The 19,624-nt window shown below is 57.1% G+C and carries 22 protein-coding genes; 14 read left to right on the top strand and 8 right to left on the bottom strand.

Annotation, left to right across the window (positions count from 1 at the left end; genetic code table 11):
* On the top strand, nucleotides 1-687 hold a 687-nt coding region (locus tag LDK53_RS20920), incomplete at its 5' end, for a helix-turn-helix transcriptional regulator (protein WP_225287967.1).
* Here LDK53_RS20920 and LDK53_RS20925 read toward each other — a convergent pair.
* Complete coding sequence (locus LDK53_RS20925) at nucleotides 667-1,833, bottom strand: benzoate/H(+) symporter BenE family transporter (protein ID WP_225287968.1); 1,167 nt, start codon at nucleotides 1,831-1,833, stop codon at nucleotides 667-669. The genes LDK53_RS20920 and LDK53_RS20925 overlap by 21 nt on opposite strands.
* A gap of 92 nt (nucleotides 1,834-1,925) precedes the next feature.
* On the opposite strand from LDK53_RS20925, the gene LDK53_RS20930 reads away from it, so the two are divergent.
* Entirely contained in the window at nucleotides 1,926-2,453 is a 528-nt protein-coding gene (locus LDK53_RS20930) for a helix-turn-helix domain-containing protein (protein ID WP_025756402.1), read from the top strand.
* Between the two features lie 80 nt (nucleotides 2,454-2,533).
* Nucleotides 2,534-4,498: a peptidase U32 family protein gene (locus LDK53_RS20935; protein ID WP_225287969.1), complete on the top strand. Its 1,965-nt coding sequence runs from the start codon at nucleotides 2,534-2,536 to the stop codon at nucleotides 4,496-4,498.
* Here the strand turns inward: LDK53_RS20935 and LDK53_RS20940 are convergent, their stop codons facing one another.
* On the bottom strand, nucleotides 4,499-4,726 hold the full coding sequence (locus LDK53_RS20940) for a YncJ family protein (protein ID WP_263643513.1): 228 nt from the start codon (nucleotides 4,724-4,726) through the stop codon (nucleotides 4,499-4,501).
* A 244-nt stretch (nucleotides 4,727-4,970) separates the two neighbouring features.
* On the opposite strand from LDK53_RS20940, the gene LDK53_RS20945 reads away from it, so the two are divergent.
* A complete protein-coding gene (locus LDK53_RS20945) occupies nucleotides 4,971-5,333 on the top strand; it encodes a hypothetical protein (protein WP_025756405.1) in 363 nt (120 codons plus the stop codon).
* A 165-nt stretch (nucleotides 5,334-5,498) separates the two neighbouring features.
* Here the strand turns inward: LDK53_RS20945 and LDK53_RS20950 are convergent, their stop codons facing one another.
* Together LDK53_RS20950 and ftrA are read right to left on the bottom strand one after the other, a co-directional pair.
* Nucleotides 5,499-6,035: a dihydrofolate reductase family protein gene (locus LDK53_RS20950; RefSeq protein WP_225287970.1), complete on the bottom strand. Its 537-nt coding sequence runs from the start codon at nucleotides 6,033-6,035 to the stop codon at nucleotides 5,499-5,501.
* A gap of 47 nt (nucleotides 6,036-6,082) precedes the next feature.
* A complete protein-coding gene (gene ftrA, locus LDK53_RS20955) occupies nucleotides 6,083-7,090 on the bottom strand; it encodes a transcriptional regulator FtrA (RefSeq protein WP_225287971.1) in 1,008 nt (335 codons plus the stop codon).
* Between the two features lie 73 nt (nucleotides 7,091-7,163).
* On the opposite strand from ftrA, the gene LDK53_RS20960 reads away from it, so the two are divergent.
* The 8 genes from LDK53_RS20960 to zinT all read left to right on the top strand — a co-directional run bounded on the left by LDK53_RS20960 (nucleotide 7,164) and on the right by zinT (nucleotide 15,181).
* Nucleotides 7,164-7,577 (top strand): rhodanese-like domain-containing protein, encoded by a 414-nt coding sequence (locus tag LDK53_RS20960; protein ID WP_045284372.1) that lies wholly within the window; start codon nucleotides 7,164-7,166, stop codon nucleotides 7,575-7,577.
* 156 nt (nucleotides 7,578-7,733) lie between these two features.
* Entirely contained in the window at nucleotides 7,734-8,837 is a 1,104-nt protein-coding gene (locus tag LDK53_RS20965) for a cobalamin-independent methionine synthase II family protein (RefSeq protein ID WP_225287972.1), read from the top strand.
* A gap of 202 nt (nucleotides 8,838-9,039) precedes the next feature.
* Nucleotides 9,040-10,311, top strand: coding sequence for an urea ABC transporter substrate-binding protein (urtA, locus tag LDK53_RS20970; protein WP_047958573.1), 1,272 nt, complete (start codon nucleotides 9,040-9,042; stop codon nucleotides 10,309-10,311).
* A 23-nt stretch (nucleotides 10,312-10,334) separates the two neighbouring features.
* Nucleotides 10,335-11,909: an urea ABC transporter permease subunit UrtB gene (gene urtB / locus LDK53_RS20975; RefSeq protein WP_225287973.1), complete on the top strand. Its 1,575-nt coding sequence runs from the start codon at nucleotides 10,335-10,337 to the stop codon at nucleotides 11,907-11,909.
* A complete protein-coding gene (gene urtC / locus LDK53_RS20980) occupies nucleotides 11,909-12,982 on the top strand; it encodes an urea ABC transporter permease subunit UrtC (protein ID WP_225287974.1) in 1,074 nt (357 codons plus the stop codon). Before urtB ends, urtC begins: the two co-directional genes overlap by 1 nt.
* Nucleotides 12,982-13,779: an urea ABC transporter ATP-binding protein UrtD gene (gene urtD, locus LDK53_RS20985; RefSeq protein ID WP_225287975.1), complete on the top strand. Its 798-nt coding sequence runs from the start codon at nucleotides 12,982-12,984 to the stop codon at nucleotides 13,777-13,779. Before urtC ends, urtD begins: the two co-directional genes overlap by 1 nt.
* Nucleotides 13,780-13,788: 9 nt before the next feature.
* Entirely contained in the window at nucleotides 13,789-14,487 is a 699-nt protein-coding gene (urtE, locus tag LDK53_RS20990) for an urea ABC transporter ATP-binding subunit UrtE (RefSeq protein WP_045284377.1), read from the top strand.
* A 52-nt stretch (nucleotides 14,488-14,539) separates the two neighbouring features.
* The gene (gene zinT / locus LDK53_RS20995; RefSeq protein ID WP_225287978.1) at nucleotides 14,540-15,181 is read left to right on the top strand and encodes a metal-binding protein ZinT; all 642 of its coding nucleotides are present in this window, start codon (nucleotides 14,540-14,542) and stop codon (nucleotides 15,179-15,181) included.
* Between the two features lie 55 nt (nucleotides 15,182-15,236).
* Here zinT and ydeE read toward each other — a convergent pair whose 3' ends face one another.
* A complete protein-coding gene (gene ydeE / locus LDK53_RS21000; protein ID WP_045284378.1) occupies nucleotides 15,237-16,430 on the bottom strand; it encodes an efflux MFS transporter YdeE in 1,194 nt (397 codons plus the stop codon).
* Between the two features lie 193 nt (nucleotides 16,431-16,623).
* Between ydeE and eamA the strand changes: the two genes are divergently transcribed.
* A complete protein-coding gene (eamA, locus tag LDK53_RS21005) occupies nucleotides 16,624-17,523 on the top strand; it encodes an O-acetylserine/cysteine exporter (protein ID WP_225287976.1) in 900 nt (299 codons plus the stop codon).
* A gap of 38 nt (nucleotides 17,524-17,561) precedes the next feature.
* Here eamA and marB read toward each other — a convergent pair whose 3' ends face one another.
* From marB to marR, 3 genes are read right to left on the bottom strand one after another with little or no spacing between them, the layout of a single operon-like run.
* Nucleotides 17,562-17,780, bottom strand: coding sequence for a multiple antibiotic resistance protein MarB (gene marB / locus LDK53_RS21010; RefSeq protein WP_025756417.1), 219 nt, complete (start codon nucleotides 17,778-17,780; stop codon nucleotides 17,562-17,564).
* Nucleotides 17,781-17,813: 33 nt separating this feature from the next.
* Nucleotides 17,814-18,194, bottom strand: a complete 381-nt coding sequence (gene marA / locus LDK53_RS21015) for an MDR efflux pump AcrAB transcriptional activator MarA (RefSeq protein ID WP_008502237.1) — start codon at nucleotides 18,192-18,194, stop codon at nucleotides 17,814-17,816.
* Between the two features lie 21 nt (nucleotides 18,195-18,215).
* On the bottom strand, nucleotides 18,216-18,650 hold the full coding sequence (marR, locus tag LDK53_RS21020; protein ID WP_025756418.1) for a multiple antibiotic resistance transcriptional regulator MarR: 435 nt from the start codon (nucleotides 18,648-18,650) through the stop codon (nucleotides 18,216-18,218).
* Between the two features lie 255 nt (nucleotides 18,651-18,905).
* Between marR and LDK53_RS21025 the strand changes: the two genes are divergently transcribed.
* Complete coding sequence (locus LDK53_RS21025; RefSeq protein ID WP_025756419.1) at nucleotides 18,906-19,571, top strand: MarC family NAAT transporter; 666 nt, start codon at nucleotides 18,906-18,908, stop codon at nucleotides 19,569-19,571.
* Nucleotides 19,572-19,624 lie beyond the last annotated feature (53 nt).

Consider the following 19,624-nt stretch of genomic DNA (forward strand, 5'->3'; position numbering starts at 1 on the left):
ACGCCGGGCGGCTGGAAAAATGGCGGGGGGCCGGACCGTTTCTGTTTGATGCCCAAAGAGAGCGAATCAACGTGGGATATCCGGGATGACCTGTCGTTTGTGCATCTCTACTGTACCGATGAGCACCTGCGCGACGTGGGGGAGAAAATCTGGGACAAGCGGCCGCTGTCGCTGACCCTGGATGAACGCATTTTTGGCAGCGATCCCAAGATCACCGCGCTGTATCGCCAGTTCTTACTGGGCTGTGACTGGCAGCAAAACGCCAACCAGCTCACCCTGAGCACGGCCTCTACGCTGCTGCTAACTCATCTGCTGCAAAACTACGCCAACGTGCAGTGGAAACTGCCGGTCGTCACCGGCGGGTTATCGCCGTTTGTTCTGCGCAACGTGCTGGCCTTTATCGAAGAGAATCTGGGGCAGCCCCTGACGCTGGCCGAACTGGCGGCGCAGGCCGCCCTCAGCGAATACCATTTTGCCCGCATGTTTCGCCAGTCGACGGGGCTGGCGCCTCATCAATATGTGATGCACAGGCGAATGGTCAAAGCGAAAGAGCTGGTGCAGCATACCTCCATGCCGCTGACGGACATTGCGCTGGCCTGCGGGTTTAACTCCGCCAGCCACTTCAGCAACCGCTTTCGCAGCGTGACGGGCATGACACCCTCACAGCTACGTGCGGCGAGCGCGTGAGAACAGGGCATAGCACAGGCCGCCCAACACCAGTCCCCAGAATGCCGAACCAATCCCCATCAGCGTGACGCCGCTTGCGGTCATCAGAAACGTGACGATGGCCGCGTCGCGCTCCGCTTCGTGATGTAATGCCTGATATAAACTCCCGCTGATGGTTCCCAGCAGCGCCAGACCGGCCAGCGTCTTGATCCAGCTAAGCGGCAGGGCGGCCATCAACCCGGTAATGGAGCCGCCGAAAATCCCCGCCAGCAGATAAAACCCGCCAGCGGCAATGGCTGCCAGCCAGCGCTTATCCGCATCCGGGTGGGCATCCGGGCTTTGACAAATGGCGGCGGTTATCGCCGCTATGCAGATGGAAAAGACGCCAAACGGCGAAAACAGCAGCGCCAGTCCACCCGTCGCGATGATGAGCGGGGAGACCGCCAGCGGATATCCCGACGCTTTCATCGTGGCGAACCCCGGCGCATTTTGCGAGGCCATGGTCACGAGGAAGAAGGGTACGCCAATGCTGACCAGGCTGGTGAAGGTGAACGTGGGCGCAACAAATTCAGGCATCACCAGGGAGAGGGTTAGCCTGTCGGTGACAACGTCACCGCTTATCCATGCCACAATACCGCCTGCCAGCAGCGTGACCACGATGGCATAACGCGGGGCCAGCGCTTTTGCCAGCAGCCATGCCGCAATCATGCTGCCGCACAGCAAAAAGTGCCCTTCAAGATGCGCAAACGCATGCAGGCCAAACTGCAAAAGCACACCCGTCAGCATGGCGGCGGCAAGGGAATGGGGGATCAGCTTCATCAGCCGGGCGAATAACCCGGTGATGCCGCAGAGCAGGATAAGCGCGTTGGCAAAGATGAACACGCCGATGGTTTCCGCCAGCGTGACCCCGTGCAGGCTGGTGGCCAGCAGCGCGGCACCGGGCGTGGACCAGGCGGTAAGCACCGGCGCTTTATACCACCAGGAAAGCGCCAGCGTGCTGACGCCCATCCCTATTCCCAGGGCGGTCATCCAGCCTGCGATCTGCTGTGCGCTGGCACCCGCTGCGGCAGCGGCCTGCCAGATAATGGCGGCAGAACTGGCGTAACCCACCAGAACGGCGACGAAGCCCGCCAGCGTGACGGGAATGAAATGAGAGGAAGGGCGCATGGGAACTCCGTTGTGCGTTATAACGTCCGGAATAAGGTAACACTGTGCGTTATAGCGTACAAGTGGTATGCTGGTCATCACCAGGAGGGAACATGGACATCACACTGCATCTTGCAACAACACTAAAAACGCTGCGCCAGGCGCGCGGCTGGAGTTTGTCGAAGCTCGCGGACGAGACCGGTGTATCAAAAGCCATGCTCGGGCAAATTGAGCGCAATGAGTCCAGCCCGACGGTGTCGACACTGTGGAAAATCGCCACCGGACTGAACGTACCGTTCTCCGCGTTTATCACCCCGGAGGCGGACCGGCAGGCCGTCTTTGACCCGCAGCAGCAGGCGATGGTGGTGAAACCGCTGTTTCCGTGGGACGAAACGCTGAAGTTTGATCATTTCTCCATTACCCTGGCACCCGGCGCGCTGAGCGAGTCCACGCCGCATGAAGCGGGGGTGATTGAACATGTGGTGGTGATCAGCGGTGAGCTGGAGATGAAACTTGAGGGGCAGTGGCAGACCCTTTCTGCCGATTCAGGCGTGCGTTTTGCCGGTGATAAACCGCACGCATACCGTAACAGCAGCGACCGGCCGGTGCATTTTCATTCGCTGATCCATTATCCCCGCTAAGGCTACGCAAAACTGTTTCGCTGACGCATACTTCTGACTACAATAGCCGCCATTTTGACCATAACGGATAACGACGAAGTATGCGCCTGCAATCCCATCATCTTGAACTTTTAAGCCCGGCCCGCGACGCCGCCATTGCCCGTGAAGCGATCCTTCATGGCGCAGACGCCGTCTACATTGGCGGCCCTGGCTTCGGTGCCCGCCATAACGCCAGCAACAGCCTGAGCGATATTGCTGAACTGGTGCCGTTCGCCCACCGTTTCGGGGCGAAGGTGTTCGTCACCCTGAACACCATTCTTCATGATGATGAGCTGGAGCCTGCACAGCGTCTGATTACCGATCTCTACCAGACCGGCGTCGATGCCCTGATTGTGCAGGACATGGGCGTGCTGGAGCTGGATATTCCCCCCATTGAACTGCATGCCAGTACCCAGTGTGATATCCGCACGGTAGAGAAGGCGAAGTTTCTTTCCGACGTTGGCTTTTCGCAGATCGTTCTGGCACGCGAACTGAACCTGAATCAGATCCGCGATATCCACCAGGCGACAGACGCAACCATTGAGTTCTTTATCCACGGCGCACTGTGCGTCGCCTATTCCGGTCAGTGCAACATTTCCCACGCGCAAACGGGCCGCAGCGCCAACCGCGGCGACTGTTCTCAGGCCTGCCGTCTGCCCTATACCCTGAAAGACGATCAGGGCCGCGTCGTGGCGTTCGAAAAACATCTGCTCTCCATGAAGGATAACGATCAGACCGCCAACCTGGGCGCGCTGATTGACGCAGGCGTGCGCTCCTTCAAGATTGAAGGGCGCTACAAAGATATGAGCTACGTGAAGAACATCACCGCGCACTATCGCCAGATGCTGGATGCAATTATTGAAGACCGCGGTGACCTGGCGCGCGCGTCGGCCGGCCGCACCGAGCATTTCTTTATTCCGTCGACGGACAAAACCTTCCACCGCGGCAGCACGGACTATTTTGTCAATGCCCGCAAAGGGGATATCGGCGCGTTTGATTCCCCGAAGTTTATCGGTTTACCGGTCGGTGAAGTGCTGAAAGTGGCGAAGGATCACCTGGATGTTGAAGTGACAGAGCCGCTGGCGAACGGTGATGGCCTTAACGTGATGATCAAGCGTGAAGTGGTGGGCTTCCGCGCCAATACGGTGGAGAAAACCGGCGAAAATCGCTACCGCGTCTGGCCGAATGAAATGCCGGCCGATCTCTACAAAGCGCGACCAAACGCGGCGCTTAACCGTAACCTCGATCATAACTGGCAGCAGGCGCTGCTGAAAACCTCCAGCGAACGCCGCATTGCGGTGGATATTGAACTGGGCGGCTGGGAAGAGCAGTTGATTCTGACCATGACCTGTGAAGATGGCATCAGCGTGACCCACACGCTCGACGGTCTGTTCGAGGTGGCCAATAACGCCGAAAAAGCGCTTAACAACCTGAAGGAAGGCGTGGCGAAGCTGGGGCAGACGATTTACTACGCCCGCACCATCGAGGTGAATCTGCCGGACGCGCTGTTCGTGCCGAACAGCCTGCTTAATTCGTTCCGCCGTGAAACGGCAGAGATGCTGGATGCGGCACGCCTGGCGCACTATCCGCGCGGCAGCCGTAAAGCTGAAACCGTCCCTGCGCCCGTTTACCCGGATACGCATTTGTCCTTCCTTGCCAACGTCTACAACCATAAAGCTCGTGAGTTCTACCATCGTCACGGCGTGCAGCTGATCGACGCGGCGTATGAAGCGCATGAAGAGAAGGGCGATGTGCCGGTGATGATCACCAAGCACTGCCTGCGCTTTGCCTTCAACCTGTGTCCGAAGCAGGCGAAAGGGAATATCAAAAGCTGGAAGGCCACCCCGATGCAGCTGGTAAACGGAGACGAAGTCCTGACCCTTAAATTTGACTGTCGTCCCTGCGAAATGCATGTGATTGGCAAGATGAAAAACCACATCTTCAAAATGCCACCGCCCGGCAGTATTGTGGCGTCCGTCAGCCCGGATGACCTGATGAAAACCCTGCCGAAACGCAAGGGCAGCTAATTACCGAACGTGCGTGTCCGGTTTGCGCGATTTCTGCCACAGGTGGTGCTCGCGCAAACCCTCCCCCGACTCTTCCGCCGCGCTTCGCAATTCGTCGCTGTCGGCTTCATGACGAAGCTGATGTTCCACGTTTTTCACCCAAATATATTCATGTCCTTTGTGCCCCGCCATAAGCTGCCCCGAAAACAGGGCGCAGAGCAACATCACCAGTGCCAGGCCTTTTCTCATTATCTCTTCACCACAGAATAAGAACGCGGACTATCATGGCAATAATTGCATTATGTTATTATTCAAAAATTCAAATTAACGCAAAGCCATTGTCAGGTTTTGTCGAATTAACACCATATTGAGACTTTTCTTAAAATTGAGATACCGCCGATAAACCGCCATTTCTGGTATAAAACTGGACAATAATTTTAGAGATAAATCCTATATAATAAGAATTCTCTGGCTAAGGAACGGGTCTTAATAAATGAAAAAAATAATGGTGTTGGCGCTTGTGGTGGTTGCAGCAGGGGCCGCGGCTGGCGCTCGTTATGTCAGTAATGACGCACCTGAATATATTCACTCTGCAGAAGCTCGCGTAGGATCATATTTAACCAGCGATTATGGACGCGTTGATTGTAATAGCATCAAAATTAACGACGAACGCTGGGAATTAGACTGCACCCACAAGACGCGCGGAAAAACATTCCAGTTTGCGGTCTATCCGTCCGAAAAAGCGCCTTATGGCGTGTCGCGTTCGTTTTATCTTGAGGCCATCAATGATGATGCCAGACAAAGCGCTGAGCAGGGCCTGATGCGTTATTTGCAAATCAATACCCAGGCGGGTTAACAGGGCTGTTTAAGGTTCGTTGAGATAAAGAGTGATAGGTTGTAGGGGATCCGCTGCCCGGCCATGACGTGTCGGGACGTAGAGACCAAAATACAAATCTATCCATGCAAGCATTTACCGCCAGATAATGGCGGTTTTTTTTTGCCAGCAGTGGCGCTACCCGCGTTATGTCGTGACCCGATAGTGCGACTGTACCAGGCCCGAAGGGAAGCTGCGGCTGGATACCAGTATCAAATCGATATCCCGTGGAAGGGTGCCAAACAGCGGTTTTCCCGAGCCAAGCAGGACAGGAACGGTAGTAATCACCATATCGGCCACCAGTCCTTCGCGCAGGAACGACTGTATGACCTGCCCACCATCGAGATAGACGCGATGGACATTTTGCGCCGCCAGATCGTCCAGTACCTCCTTTGGCGCACGGCGGGAGAACTGCACTTTGCCCTTCAGCGCCTCCGGCACGGGCGTGTCGGCCAGCTGTCGGGAGAGCACCAGCACCGGCCTGTCATACGGCCAGGTGTCAAAGGTCACCACCTTCTCATAGCTTCCGCGCCCCATGACGATCCACTCTTTGTCCGCAATGAACGCCGTATAGCCATGGTCTTCGGTCGGATCGTCGCGCTGCAATAACCAGTCAATATCGTCATTCTCCCGGGCGATGTAGCCATCAAGACTGACGGCGATAAAAACGTGGGTGGTGACCATCAGGTGCTCCCTTGTTAATCGTAAATGCCGATGTCCGGACTGGCTCCTTAGCGAACAGCATCCGGACGTGAAAATTGTTTGCGATACTGGGCCGGGGAAAGCGCGAACTGTTGGCGAAAATGATGACGCAGCGTCGATGCCTGACCAAATCCGGTCTGTTCAGCAATGCTGTCGATGCTTAACCGACTGCTTTCCAGATAATCTTTCGCCCGCAACAGGCGCTCATGGAGTAACCAGCGGGCTGGCGTGGTTCCCGTCGCCGCCTCGAAGCGACGCAGAAAGGTGCGCTGGCTCATCCCAACCCGACGCGCCAGTGAGTCGACACTGTGCGCTTCATTAAGATGCTTGTGCAAAAAATCAAACAGCTGGCCAAGTCGCTGGCTTTCCCGCAATTGCGCCACCGGGCGGCTCAGCTGCTGCGGCTGCGAACCATCCCTGTGTGGCGGAATAACCAGCCGGCGCGCCACGCTGTTGGCGGTTTCCATGCCATAATCCCGTCGCACGACATGCAGACAGAGATCGATCCCCGCCGCACTGCCTGCGGAGGTCAGAATATCGCCTTCGTCCTGGTAGAGCACATCCTCAACCACCTCGATATCAGGGTAACGGGCTTTAAGTGCGTCAATATAACGCCAGTGCGTTGTGGCTTTACGTCCGTTCAGCAGCCCCGACGCGGCCAGCACAAACACGCCTGAACAGATGGACAACAGCTGACAGCCCCGCGCGCTGGCCTGGCGTAACGCGTGGCAGAGCGTCTCCGGAACCGGTGACTCCAGCCCCCGCCAGCCCGGCACCACGATCAGATCGGCAGATTCAAGCAGGGAGAGATCGCCATCGGTAATGATACGGATCCCGCCCGTCGCCCGCAGTTCACCGCTATCCACGCTCGCCACCGCAAAACGGTACCAGTTGTCGCCGAGCTCGGGGCGCGGCAGGCCGAAGATCTCCACCGCCACGCCGAATTCGAAGGTACACAGACCGTCATAGGCCAGCACCACCACCTTCGGGCGGGGATGCTGTCTTAAGTTTGTCATCTTTTTGCTGTTTTCTGGCATACGTGAGCGCATTCACCGGCTGAATTTGTGGATAGAGTAGTGTTAACACAAACGCCAAAGATGAGGAAGGATCATGAGCTATGTTACTGAATTTCCGGCTGCCGAGCCGCAGGAAGCCGTCACCCATTTTCTGCGCCGTCTGAGCGTCGAAACCGATTGTGCCGATGTGCATCATGCCATCGTTAACCAGGAGCAGGACTTCGTGCTGCTTCATGTGGTCGGCGGCCCGGAGCAGTTTGCCCGCCGTCACGTCCCCGGCGCAGTGCACATGCCGTGGAGTCAGATTACCGCCGGGCGCATGGCCCAGTGGCCTGAAGGCACGCTGTTTGTCGTCTACTGCGCCGGACCACACTGTAACGGTGCGGACAGAGCCGCGCTGAAGCTGGCGCGTCTCGGGCTGCCGGTCAAAATTATGCTCGGCGGGATCACCGGCTGGGAAGATGAAAAGTACGCCTTTGCCAGCAGCGAAACCGCTGCCGCGCTGTGAAGATGAATTTTTTTCATCACCCGTGAAATTTTCTCGTTTGCCGGGATAAAGCAGGTATGACATCTTTTTTGGACATTTAGACATCCAGAAGTCTAAAACTTCAAGAGATGAATTATCACTGCGGGCAATTATCACCGGCAGACTGAGGAGATTTCCATGCAACGACACCACGCCCCGTTCCGCGCCGATGTAGTCGGCAGCTTTTTACGCCCGGATGCCATCAAACAGGCTCGCCAGAAATTTGCCAGCGGCGAAATTGACGCCGGGCAGCTTCGCGCCATTGAAAACGACGCTATCCGCCATGTCGTTGAGCAGCAGTGTGCGTGTGGGCTGAATGTGGTCACCGACGGTGAGTTTCGGCGCGCCTGGTGGCACTTTGATTTCTTCGACGGTCTGCAGGGCGTAGAGCGTTACGATGCGCAGCAGGGCATTCAGTTCAACGGTGTGCAAACTAAAGCTCACGGCGTGCGCGTCACCGGCAAGCTGGGCTTTGGCGAGCATCCGATGCTGGAGGACTTTCGTTATCTGAAAAGCATCAGCGGGAGCGCCGAGCCGAAAATGACCATTCCGAGCCCGAGCGTGTTGCATTTCCGCGGCGGTCGTAAAGACATAGACGCGACGGTGTATCCGGACCTGAAGGTTTATTTCGACGATCTGGCGACCACCTGGCGCGACGCCATTCGGGCCTTCTATGACGCAGGCTGCCGTTACCTGCAGCTGGATGACACCGTCTGGGCCTATCTCTGCTCGGATGACCAGTGCCGTCAGATCCGCGAGCGCGGCGATGACCCCGACGAGCTGGCGCGTATCTATGCCCGCGTGCTGAACAAGGCCCTGGAGGGCAAACCGGACGATTTGACCATCGGGTTGCATGTCTGCCGCGGTAACTTCCGCTCAACCTGGATTTCCGAAGGCGGCTATGAGCCGGTGGCGGAAGTGCTGTTCGGGACGGTTAACGTTGACGCGTTCTTCCTGGAATATGATAACGACCGCAGCGGGGATTTCGCGCCGCTGCGCTTTGTCCGCCCGGGCAAGCAGCAGGTGGTGCTGGGGCTTATCACCACCAAAAATGGCGAGCTGGAAAACCCGGAAGGGGTGAAGGCGCGTGTGGAAGAAGCGGCGAAATACGTGGCGAAAGAGCAAATTTGCCTCAGCCCGCAGTGTGGCTTTGCTTCTACCGAAGAGGGAAACAGCCTGAGCGAAACCCAGCAGTGGGACAAAATCCGCCTGGTGACGCAGATCGCCAGTGAAGTCTGGTAAACCCGCTTTTTCAGCGCTGCATTATTAAAGTGCAGCGCTGTGCCATTCTGAGACGTTCTCTTTACATCCTGCGCTTCAGCCCCTGCATTCACGCTTTCTCCATTCTGGCATCTTTTTTGCTCCTGCTTCGCTGAGACATTTATTTCCGCGTCCACGCCGTAACGGACGTCTTCGCACAGCGTTCTTTTTCAGGAGTGAAAATATGCACCGTCGTACTTTATTAAAAGCCTTTGCATTGTCTGCGTCTGTCGTTGCTATGGGAATGAGTTTTGGCGTGCAGGCGGCCGATACCATCAAAGTGGGGATCATGCATTCCCTCTCCGGCACGATGGCCATCTCCGAAACCCCGCTGAAAGATGTCGCCCTGATGACCATCGATGAGATCAACGCGAAAGGCGGCGTGCTGGGTAAGAAACTGGAGCCGGTGGTGGTGGATCCGGCCTCAAACTGGCCGCTGTTTGCCGAGAAAGCGCGCCAGCTGTTAAGTCAGGATAAGGTGGCGGTGGTGTTCGGCTGCTGGACGTCGGTCTCGCGAAAGTCCGTTCTGCCCGTCTTTGAAGAGCTGAACGGTTTGCTATTCTATCCGGTGCAATATGAAGGCGAGGAGATGTCACCGAACGTCTTCTATACCGGTGCGGCGCCGAACCAGCAGGCTATCCCGGCGGTGGAATACCTGATGAGTGAAGACGGCGGCGCGGCGAAGCGCTTCTTCCTGCTGGGCACGGACTACGTCTACCCGCGCACCACCAACAAGATCCTGCGCGCGTTCCTGCATTCCAAAGGGGTGGAGGATAAAGACATCGAAGAGGTTTACACCCCGTTTGGTCATAGCGACTACCAGACCATTGTCGCCAACATTAAGAAATTCTCTGCCGGCGGCAAAACTGCCGTGGTCTCGACCATCAACGGCGACTCCAACGTTCCGTTCTACAAAGAGCTGGCGAACCAGGGGCTGAAAGCGACCGACGTGCCGGTTGTGGCGTTCTCCGTGGGAGAAGAAGAGCTGCGCGGCATTGACACCAAACCGCTGGTGGGCAACCTGGCGGCGTGGAACTACTTTGAATCCGTTGATAACCCAACCAACCAGGCCTTCGTGGCGGACTATAAAGCCTATGCCAAAGCGCACAAGCTGCCGAACGCCGATACCGTGGTGACCAACGACCCGATGGAAGCCACTTACGTGGGCATCCATATGTGGGCGCAGGCGGTGGAGAAAGCGGGCACCACCGATGTGGATAAAGTACGTGCGGCAATGGCCGGTCAGTCCTTTAAGGCGCCGTCTGGCTTTACGCTCACGATGGATGCCACCAACCATCACCTGCACAAGCCGGTCATGATCGGCGAAATCGAAGGCAACGGTCAGTTTAACGTGGTGTGGCAGACGGAACAGCCGGTACGTGCCCAGCCGTGGAGCCCGTTCATCGCCGGGAATGACAAAAAGCCCGATCAGCCGATGAAAACCGCCAGCAACTAAGCCATTCCCGCAGGGAGAAAGCCATGAACTTCATACGCACGATCGTCGCGCTTGTATGGCTTACCGGACTGCTGCCAGGGATGGCGCAGGCATCGGATGCCGATCGTTTTGTTGCCGCCAGTCGGAGCCAGCAGGCGGAACTGCTGACGCAGTGGGCCGCCTCGCCGGAGGCGGCAAGGTTGCCGCTGCTGCAGGCGCTGCAACAGGAAAACCTCTTTGTTGATACGCAAAAGCACGCTTTTGCACAACGCAATGGCGACATCATCCCGCTGGGCGAAAGCCAGGCAGCAGCGGGGCCAACCAAAGCCGTTCGTCTGACGAACCGGCTGCGGGTGCTCGCTGCGACGGCCATCGCCACCCATCAGCTTGTGAGTGACAGTGTCACCGAAAGGCGCGCAGCGGCGCGCCAGCTCCAGCGCGATGCCCAGCCAGGCATGCTCGCCTTTCTGGAAAAACGGTTGACGGATGAAACGGACATGGTGGCGCGTCAGGCGCTGTTACTGGCGGTGGCGAATCTCCAGCTGACCAGCCCGCAGGCTGAAATCCGTCGCACGGCAGTCGAACGGCTCGGGCAGTCCGACGATCCGGACGTGGCGTCCAGGCTGACTCCGTTTACCCAGACACAGACCGAGCCTGACGCCGGGGTTCGCGCAGCCGCGCAGGAGAGCCTTCGCCAGATCCAGCACCGTCTGATGTGGGGCGATCTGCTGGGCCAGGCGTTTATGGGCTTGTCGCTGGGGTCGGTGCTGCTGCTGGCGGCGCTGGGGCTTGCCATCACCTACGGCCTGCTGGGCGTGATTAATATGGCCCACGGCGAGATGCTGATGCTGGGGGCGTATGCCACATGGATGGTGCAGCAGACAATGGCCGGGCTTGCTCCTCAGTGGCTGGCGCTTTATCCGGTCATCGCGCTGCCGGTCGCCTTCTGCCTGACGGCGGGCATCGGGATGGTGCTGGAGCGCACCGTGATCCGTCATTTGTACGGTCGTCCTCTGGAAACGCTGCTGGCGACGTGGGGGATCAGCCTGATGCTTATCCAGCTGGTGCGCATGACGTTTGGTGCGCAGAACCTGGAGGTAGCTAACCCGGCATGGCTTTCCGGCGGGGTGCAGGTTTTTGCCAACCTGACCCTGCCGTGGAACCGCATCGTGGTGCTGGGCTTCGTGCTGCTGGTGCTGTTCTTCACCTGGCTCATTCTGAATAAAACCCGTCTGGGGCTGAACGTGCGGGCGGTGACGCAAAACCGCAGCATGGCCGCCTGTTGCGGGGTGCCGACCGGGCGCGTCGACATGCTGGCGTTCGGGCTGGGCTCAGGCATTGCCGGTCTGGGCGGCGTGGCGCTTTCCCAGCTTGGGAACGTCGGGCCGGAGCTCGGTCAGGGATACATTATCGACTCGTTCCTCGTGGTCGTTCTCGGTGGCGTAGGCCAGCTGGCAGGCAGCGTGGCCGCGGCGTTTGGTCTGGGGATCTTCAATAAAATCCTTGAACCGCAGATGGGGGCGGTGCTGGGTAAAATTTTGATTCTGGTGGCGATCGTGCTGTTTATTCAGAAACGCCCTCAGGGGCTGTTTGCGCTGAAAGGGAGGGTGATTGACTGATGAGCCAGCCGCTGACCTTAACGCTGGCGCGCAAAGCGCCACGCACAACGCAGATTGCCGGCAGCCTGCTGGTGGTGTGCCTGCTGATACTGCCGTTTTTCGCCTTACTGCCGGCGACGCATCCGCTGGCGCTGTCAACCTGGATGCTGACGCTGCTCGGTAAGATCCTCTGCTATGCCATTGTGGCGGTGGCGCTGGATCTGGTGTGGGGCTACGCCGGTATGTTGTCCCTGGGGCATGGCATCTTCTTCGCCCTTGGCGGCTACGCGATGGGCATGTACCTGATGCGCCAGGCGGCGGGTGACGGTCTGCCGGCGTTTATGTCGTTTCTCTCCTGGAGCGAACTGCCGTGGTTCTGGTGGGGTACCCAGCATTTTGCCTGGGCGCTGGTGCTGATTGTGATGGTCCCGGGGCTGCTGGCGCTGGTGTTTGGCTGGTTTGCCTTCCGCTCCAGGATCAAAGGGGTCTATTTCTCGATCATGACTCAGGCGCTGACCTATGCCGGGATGCTGCTGTTCTTTCGCAACGAAACCGGTTTTGGCGGCAATAACGGCTTTACCGGCTTCACCACGCTGCTGGGTTTTGCGGTAACGGAGACGACCACGCGTATTGCGCTGTTTCTGGCAACCGTGCTGTTGCTGCTCCTGGCGCTGGGCATCGGGTTTGCGCTGGCGAAGAGCAAGTTTGGCCGCATTCTCACTGCCGTTCGCGACGCCGAAAACCGCCTGACGTTTTGCGGATACGATCCGCGCGGGTTCAAGCTGCTGGTGTGGACGCTCTCCGCGGTGCTGTGCGGCCTGGCCGGGGCGCTGTATGTCCCGCAGGTGGGCATTATTAACCCCGGCGAAATGTCGCCGACGAACTCGATAGAGGCCGCCATCTGGGTCGCGCTTGGCGGGCGCGGCACGCTGGTGGGGCCGGTCATTGGCGCGGCGCTGGTCAACGGGGCAAAGAGCCTTTTCACCGTCGCGATGCCGGAATACTGGCAGCTGTTTCTGGGATTGATTTTTATCGCCGTCACGCTGTTTTTGCCGCGCGGCGTCTACGGCCTGTTTCGTAAGGGAGAGAAATAATGCAGCCAGCCGAAGGGTTATTCACCCGCCAGTTGCCCGGCGATCGTTACCGCGAACAGACCGACCCGGTACTGCAGCTTGAATCCATCAACGTCAGTTTTGATGGTTTTCAGGCGCTGACCGATCTCTCGCTGAATATCGGCGTAGGCGAACTGCGCTGCGTGATTGGCCCCAACGGGGCCGGTAAAACCACGCTGATGGACGTCATCACCGGCAAGACGCGACCGAAAAGCGGGCGCGCCATTTACGATCAGACGATCGATCTTACCACGCTGGAGCCTGCGGCGATTGCCCGCCAGGGAATAGGCCGAAAATTCCAGAAACCCACGGTCTTTGAAGCGCTGACGGTGTGGGAAAACCTGGAGATCGCCATGAAAACTGATAAATCCGTCTGGGCCAGCCTGCGGGCAACGCTCAACGGTGAGCAGCGCGATCGCATTGATGAGATGCTGGCTTTATTGCGGCTCAGCAACGAGCGGGACCGCCGGGCCGGACTGCTTTCCCACGGACAAAAACAGTTCCTGGAAATTGGTATGCTGCTGGTGCAGGACCCGCATCTGTTGCTGCTGGACGAGCCCGCCGCCGGGATGACCGATGCGGAAACGGAGTATACCGCGGAGTTGTTCAGGACGCTGGCGGGCAAGCACTCCCTGATGGTGGTGGAGCACGACATGGGCTTTGTGGAAACCATCGCTGACCACGTGACGGTGCTGCATCAGGGGCGCGTGCTGGCGGAAGGTTCGCTTCGTGAGGTGCAGGCCAACGAGCAGGTGATTGAGGTCTATCTGGGACGTTAAGGAGAGGGAATGTTACAGGTCAACGAACTGAATCAGTATTACGGCGGCAGTCATATCCTGCGCGGCGTGAGCTTTGAGGCGGTCACCGGGGAAGTTACCTGCCTGCTGGGGCGCAACGGCGTGGGGAAAACCACGCTGCTGAAGTGCCTGATGGGGCTGATCCCGGCGAAAACCGGGGAGGTCATCTGGCAGGGGAAAACGATCACCCACAGCAAGCCGCACCAGCGGGTGCAGTCGGGCGTGGCGTACGTCCCCCAGGGCCGTGAGATTTTTCCGCGTCTGACCGTGGAGGAGAATCTGCTGCTGGGGCTGTCGCGCTTTCCCGCCCGCGAGGCGAAGCAGGTACCGGAGGAGATCTGGCAGCTGTTCCCGGTACTCAAAGAGATGAAACACCGGCGCGGGGGCGATCTCTCCGGTGGTCAACAGCAGCAGCTGGCGATTGGTCGCGCGCTGGCGAGCCGTCCGCAGCTGCTGATCCTCGATGAACCCACCGAAGGCATACAACCTTCGGTGATTAAGGAGATTGGCCAGGTGATCCGCCAGCTGGCAGACAGAGGGGATATGGCGATCCTGCTGGTTGAGCAGTTTTATGACTTTGCCGCCGACCTGGCGGACAGCTACCTGCTGATGTCACGCGGCACCATCATTCAGCGTGGACGGGGTGAAAACATGGAGCAGGAGGGCGTTCGCGGGCTGGTTGCGATTTGAAATGTTATATTATAACATTCTCGCTCTGATAAAACGGAATGAGGGTGTTATGTTGGCTGCACATATTGGAAAATTTGCCATAACGCTGGGGGCGCTGCTGGTCAGCGGCCAGCTGTTTGCCCACTCGCACGGTCACGCGATGAGCGAAGCGGAACAGAAGGCGGCGAATGGCGTCTTTGAGGACAACGATGTTAAGGACAGAAAACTGTCCGACTGGGACGGCACCTGGCAGTCCGTCTATCCGTTCCTGCTGGATGGCTCGCTGGATCCGGTCTTCAGGAAGAAAGCGCAGCAGGATAAAAGCAAAACCTTTGATCAGGTGAAAGCCTACTACCGCACGGGGTATGCAACCGATGTGGATGCCATCGGCATCGAAAATAACGTGATGGAATTCCATAAAGGCAAAACGGTCAGCAGCTGTCGTTATGACTACAGCGGCTACAAAATTTTGACTTACGCGTCCGGAAAAAAGGGCGTTCGCTATCTGTTTGAGTGTCAGGACGCCAGCAGCAAGGCGCCGAAGTTTGTGCAGTTCAGCGACCACACCATCGCGCCGAAGGCCTCTTCACATTTTCATATTTTCATGGGCAACACTTCCCAGGAGGCGCTGCTGAAGGAGATGGATAACTGGCCGACCTATTATCCGAACGAGATGTACAAACAGCAGGTGGTGGAGGAGATGTTGCACCACTAGGCCGTTGATGTTGCTTTTGCCGGGTGGCGGCTTCGCCTTACCCGGCCTATATTCGCTACGCCGCTTTGGGTGACTCGCACCATGCCTTGACGCTCATCCCACGCAAAATCATCAGCCACGCCACAATAATCGCGGCCATCATTATCACAAACAACGACCAGTGCGGCAGGTTCGTCAGGATAATACCGGTGATCATCGGGTTGGCCGCCGCGCCGAGCCAGCCGAGCGCCTGGGCGGAGAAGTAGCTGGCTTTCATCCCCGGCGGGGCGATATTGTCGATCAGCATGTATTCACCCGGCGCATAGATAATCTCACCCAGCGTAAAGATGGCGGCAGCAATGCCCCAGTAAATCAGGTTTTCCCCGGAGAGCATAAAGCCAGCCAGACCGACGATAAAAAACAGCGTGGCGGCGGTCATCAACGGACGAATATTGCTGGCTGAGATCTTGCGACCGAGTGCGTACTGCAGCGTCACCACCACGGCGGCGTTGACGGGCAGCACCACCGCGACCACCTTTTCGGCGAAATCACTGTCCGCATGTGCGGCCAGAACATACTGCGAAATGCAGCTCGCGAACGATCCGCCGACGTATGACGCGAGCAGGCCGGAGAGCGTGTACCAGAAGAGCGCGCGGTCTTTCAGCAGGACCGACGGCTGCCACGCCGTCTGCTCTTCGGCGGTGTCTAACGCCACGCTTTTTTGCACAAAGAAATGGATAAACCCCAGCGGCAGCGCGGCGCAGAAAGCGGCCAGCCAGAACGGCAGCTGCAGGCTGTACATGACCAGCAGGGTGCCAATGGGCGGCCCGATCGTCCAGCCAATATTCAGGAAACTGTAGTTCAGGGAAAAAACGCGGGCTTTTTCACTGGAGGTCAGCACGTCGGAGAACCAGGCTTTCAGCACCGTCGAAAAGACCGAATAGGCGCAGTTGATCAGCGCAAAGAACAGCACCACCAGCGTGACGTTATTCACCAGCGGGATCGCCACAAACCCGGCGATAAACGCCACGATGGCAATCAGCATGTAGCGTTTTTTATCAAACTTATCGGCCAGAATGCCAAACCCCAGGCTGAACACCACGCCAATGGTCAGCGCCACGGTCAGGGCGTAACCAATATTCTCGACGCTCATGCTGTAGACGCGCGTGAGATAAATGGTCATAAACGGCAGCGTTGCCCCACGACCAATGGTTAATAACAATGACGATGCCAGCAGCGCTGCGGTTGAGCGCCGGAGAGATGGTTTCATATTCCTGCCCGACAAATGCTTATGCTTTTTATGTTGTGTCCTGAAAGGAGTATCACGACATAAGGGCCTTGTATAGCACCCAATTTATCCGTAAGTGCTTCGCCTGACTGCCAGAATTAATGATCTTCTCGTGGCACGCTTTTTTCTGTTACCTTGAACTGTTAACAAATTATTAATAATTCAGGGGCAGGGTATGACGCGTAAAGACGGACTGCTGGCGTTGCTGGTGGTCATCGTATGGGGACTCAATTTTGTGGTCATCAAGCTGGGCTTGCACAACATGCCGCCGCTGATGCTGGCCGGTTTGCGTTTTATGCTGGTGGCGTTCCCGGCGCTGCTGTTTGTCGCCCGTCCCAGAATCCCCTTTAAACTGCTGCTGGGCTACGGCCTGACCATCAGTTTTGGCCAGTTTGCGTTTCTGTTCTGCGCCATTAAATTTGGTATGCCCGCCGGGCTTGCTTCGCTGGTGTTACAGGCGCAGGCGTTCTTTACCATCATTCTGGGGGCGTTTGTGTTTGGCGAGCGTCTGCAGGGAAAACAGCTGGCGGGCATTACGCTGGCGGTGTTTGGCGTGCTGGTGCTGATTGAGGCCAGCCTGAATGGTCAGCACGTGGCGCTGCTCGGCTTTATGCTGACGCTGGCCGCGGGCCTGAGCTGGGCCTGCGGGAATATTTTCAACAAACTGATCATGCAGCATGAGGCGCGTCCGCAGGTGATGTCTCTGGTCGTGTGGAGCGCGCTGATCCCGGTGGTACCGTTTATGGTCGCGTCCCTGATATTCGACGGTCCGGCAGTGATGCTGACGAGCCTGGTTGAAATCGACCTCATCACCATTTTGTCGCTGGTCTATCTGGCGTTTGTCGCCACGATTATCGGGTACGGTATCTGGGGATCGCTGCTCGGGCGATATGAAACCTGGCGCGTGGCGCCGTTGTCGCTGCTGGTGCCGGTCGTTGGGCTGGCCAGTGCCGCTATTTTACTGGACGAAAAACTGAGCGCCCTGCAGCTGCTTGGCGCGGTGCTGATCATGGCCGGGCTGTACATCAACGTGTTTGGCCTGCGCGTGCGCCGGACGGCGCGGGTGCGGGGATAAGAAAGAAAAAAGCCCCGCATCGGCGGGGCAAAAACGAATCAGAGGCGGTGCTGATTATAGTAAGGCACGCCTAATTCGTCGGATTTGTCGCTACCAGCACCCATATGGTTGAAATCATAAGGCGACTGGTCATGTGCTGACGGCAAAATCATCGTATCAGGATTATTTTGCTGCGTTGCACGAGGGGTTTGCTCCGCGAAGGTCTGGCTGGAGAAGAGCACCAGCAAGGCGAGGGCGGCGGAGGCGGTAACGTTCATGATTTCCTCGGTTACGTCTGTTACAGGCGATGATTAACTACAGTGTTTTAACGGATACAGGTATCGGGATTCACCGGGTACGCTGGTGATGCGGTACTTATGAGGCGGCACGTCAAAATAGTTCTTGAACGTACGCGTCAGGGTTTGTTGCGATTCAAATCCATAACGCTCCGCCAGATAAAGGATCGGCTCATTGCTTTCTTTCAGCTTCTGGGCAATTTCCGTCAGCTTGCGGCTGCGAATATATTGACCTAATGAATGGCCGGTCTCTTTTTTGAACATCCGTTGCAGGTGCCATTTGGAGTAACCTGAACGCTCTGACACTTTTTCAAGGGAGAGCGGCGATTCCAGGTTGTCCTCGATCCAGTCCAAAATGCTATGAATGGTGATAGCGTCAGTATTGCGTCTGGACATCGTCATACCTCTTTTTTCTGATTACGGCAGAATTTTCTTGAGCAGAAGCTCAAGCGTTGCCACTTCATCTGCCGTTAGGTTTTTTGTTAGTTCCTGATGCAGTGTTTGTCCTACTAATTGATGACATTGCTCGCACATGGCCGCGCCATCGCTGGTCAGCTTTACCAGTACGCCGCGTTTGTCATTCGGGTTAGGGCTTCGTTCTACCCATCCTTTGCAGACGAGACGATCGAGCATGCGGGTGAGCGCACCCAGATCGACAGAGAGCACCTTTTTCAGCTCAACCGGTGTGATACACACTTCGCAGCGAATGGAACACAGCACTTTGAACTGTGTCGCGGTGATATCCAGCGGTGACAGATAGTCGTTGAGCAGGCGATCTTTTTTCTGATTTACCATATGAATAAGACGACCCAGCGGAACAACGTCGTTAAAGATATCACTGGTGCTTTTCACAATGGTTGCCCTGGCAAGTAGTTAGTCACGGCAGATATTATTGCTCAGGCAAGTATAAGTCAACTGAATGAATCAGCCGATGCCACGAATTGCTAAAACGTTTCATGAACTTTTTTTGTGGTCTTTCAAATCAGATAGATAACTGAGGATTATCATTTCAGGCAGGAAATAATCGTCACGCTGCAACGATGGCTGAATGTCACCTTTTCACCCTATAATTGCGGTGTTAACTATGGATAAGGACAACAACACACTATGCTGGATTTACTTAAAGCAATCAGCCTTGGGCTGGTGGTCTTGCTGCCGTTGGCAAACCCGTTAACGACGGTGGCGCTTTTCCTCGGACTGGCAGGGAACATGAACAGCGCCGAGCGCAATCATCAGTCGTTGATGGCCTCCGTATATGTCTTCGCCATCATGATGGTGGCGTATTACGCCGGTCAGGTGGTGATGAACACCTTCGGGATTTCCATTCCCGGCTTGCGTATTGCCGGGGGGCTGATTGTCGCCTTTATCGGTTTCCGTATGCTGTTCCCGGCGCAAAAAGCCCATGAGTCACCGGAAGCGGCCAGCAAATCTGAAGAGCTGGAAACCGAACCGAGTGCGAATATCGCCTTCGTGCCGATTGCCATGCCGAGCACGGCGGGGCCGGGGACCATCGCGATGATTATCAGCTCCGCGTCGACGGTGCGTGACAGTTCAACCTTCCCGGACTGGGTGCTGACGGTAGCGCCACCGCTGATTTTTGCGATTATTGGGGCGATCGTGTGGATCTCTCTGCGCAGCTCCGGCGCGATTATGCGCTGGGTAGGCAAGGGCGGTATCGAGGCGATTTCCCGTCTAATGGGCTTCTTGCTGGTCTGTATGGGCGTGCAGTTTATTATTAACGGCGTGCTGGAGATTATTAAGACCTATCATTGATGTCTTGCCCGGCGGCGCTTCGCTTGCACGGGCCTACGGGGTTTGTAGGCCGG

The sequence above is a fragment of the Enterobacter sp. K16B genome (assembly GCF_020216105.1).
GTDB classification, from domain to species: Bacteria; Pseudomonadota; Gammaproteobacteria; order Enterobacterales; family Enterobacteriaceae; genus Enterobacter; species Enterobacter sichuanensis.